The sequence below is a fragment of the Streptomyces fumanus genome (assembly GCF_014655295.1).
Lineage (GTDB): Bacteria > Actinomycetota > Actinomycetes > Streptomycetales > Streptomycetaceae > Streptomyces > Streptomyces fumanus.
The window spans coordinates 1-2,251 of the sequence record NZ_BNBI01000032.1; the positions used below are offsets into that span (position 1 = coordinate 1).

2 protein-coding genes are annotated in these 2,251 nt (G+C 69.1%); both read left to right on the plus strand.

Features of this window, described 5'->3' with window-relative positions:
- A partial coding sequence (locus IE316_RS35115) for a 2-oxoacid:acceptor oxidoreductase subunit alpha (protein WP_190208628.1) occupies positions 1-1,246 on the plus strand: 1,246 nt, incomplete at its 5' end.
- The coding region (locus tag IE316_RS35120; RefSeq protein WP_190208629.1) for a 2-oxoacid:ferredoxin oxidoreductase subunit beta at positions 1,239-2,251 on the plus strand (1,013 nt) is incomplete at its 3' end. The genes IE316_RS35115 and IE316_RS35120, both read left to right, overlap by 8 nt.

Below are 2,251 nucleotides of genomic sequence, written 5' to 3' on the forward strand. Positions count from 1 at the left end.
CCGCGCGGGCTGGAACTTCGGCGAGACCACCGAGGACTTCGCGGTCTCTTATGAGGTGGCGCCGGCGGCGACCGCGTTCCCGCCGGGCGTGTACCGCAACATCTCGGGGAATCTGGCGTTGGCGTACGGGCTGATCGCGGCTTCCCGGCAGGCGGATCTGCCGTTGTTCCTGGGCTCGTATCCGATCACTCCGGCCTCGGACATCCTGCACGAGCTGAGCCGGCACAAGAACTTCGGGGTACGGACCTTCCAGGCGGAGGACGAGATCGCGGGGATCGGTGCGGCGCTGGGGGCGGCGTTCGGCGGGTCGCTGGCGGTGACCACGACGAGCGGGCCGGGGGTGGCGCTGAAGTCGGAGACGATCGGGCTGGCGGTCTCGCTGGAGCTGCCGCTGCTGGTGGTGGACATCCAGCGCGGCGGCCCCTCCACCGGCCTGCCCACCAAGACCGAGCAGGCGGATCTGCTGCAGGCGATGTACGGGCGCAACGGTGAGGCACCGGTGCCGGTGATCGCTCCGCGCACCCCGGCCGACTGCTTCGACGCCGCTCTGGAGGCGGCCCGGATCGCGCTGGCCTACCGCACCCCGGTCTTCCTGCTCTCCGACGGCTACCTGGCCAACGGCAGCGAGCCCTGGCGGGTTCCCGAGCTGGAGGAACTGCCGGATCTGACCGTGCAGTTCGCGCAAGGCCCGAACCACACCCTCGCGGACGGCACCGAGGTGTTCTGGCCCTACAAGCGCGACCCGCACACCCTGGCCCGCCCCTGGGCGATCCCGGGCACGCCCGGCCTGGAGCACCGCATCGGCGGCATCGAGAAACAGGACGGCACCGGCAACATCTCCTACGACCCGGCCAACCACGACTTCATGGTCCGCACCCGCCAGGCCAAGATCGACGGCATCACCGTGCCCGAGATCGAGGTGGACGACCCGGACGGGGCGCGGACGCTGGTGCTGGGCTGGGGCTCGACGTACGGGCCGATCACCGCCGCCGTGCGCCGCATCCGCAAGGACGGCGGCCGCATCGCCCAGGCCCACCTGCGCCACCTCAACCCCTTCCCGGCAAATCTTGGCGAGGTCCTCGCCCGCTACGACACAGTGGTGGTGCCGGAGATGAACCTCGGCCAGCTCGCCACCCTCATCCGGGCCAGGTATCTGGTCGACGCCGTCTCGTACCACCAGGTCAACGGCATGCCGTTCAAGGCGGAACAGCTCGCCACCGCCCTCAAGGAGGCCATCGATGACTGAGGCACTGCACCTGGTCCCCAAGGCCACCGCCCAGCAGTCGATGAAGGACTTCAAGTCCGACCAGGAAGTGCGCTGGTGCCCCGGCTGCGGCGACTACGCCATCCTCGCCGCCGTCCAGGGCTTCCTGCCCGAACTGGGCCTGGCCAAGGAGAACATCGTCTTCGTCTCCGGCATCGGCTGCTCCTCCCGCTTCCCGTACTACATGAACACCTACGGGATGCACTCCATCCACGGCCGCGCCCCCGCCATCGCCACCGGCCTCGCGGCCTCCCGCCGGGATCTGTCGGTGTGGGTCGTCACCGGCGACGGTGACGCGCTGTCCATCGGCGGCAACCACCTCATCCACGCCCTGCGCCGCAACGTCAACCTCAAGATCCTGCTGTTCAACAACCGCATCTACGGCCTGACCAAGGGCCAGTACTCCCCCACCTCCGAAGTCGGCAAGATCACCAAGTCGACACCGATGGGCTCCCTGGACGCGCCCTTCAACCCCGTGTCCCTGGCGATCGGCGCGGAGGCGTCCTTCGTCGCCCGCACCGTCGACTCCGACCGCAAACACCTCACCTCGGTGCTGCGCCAAGCCGCCGCCCACCCGGGCACCGCCCTGGTGGAGATCTACCAGAACTGCAACATCTTCAACGACGGCGCCTTCGAGGCACTCAAGGACAAGCAACAGGCCCAGGACGCCGTCATCCGCCTGGAACACGGACAGCCCATCCGCTTCGGCACCGACAACACCAAGGGCGTCGTCCGCGACCCCGCCACCGGCGACCTCAAAGTCGTCACCGTCACCCCCGAGAACGAGGCACAGGTCCTGGTGCACGACGCCCACGCCCAGTCCCCGACCACCGCCTTCGCGCTGAGCAGACTCGCCGACCCCGACACCCTGCACCACACCCCGATCGGCGTCCTGCGCTGCGTGGACCGGCCCGTCTACGACACACAGATGGCCGACCAACTCGACACCGCCGTCGAACAGAACGGCAAGGGCGACCTCGCCGCACT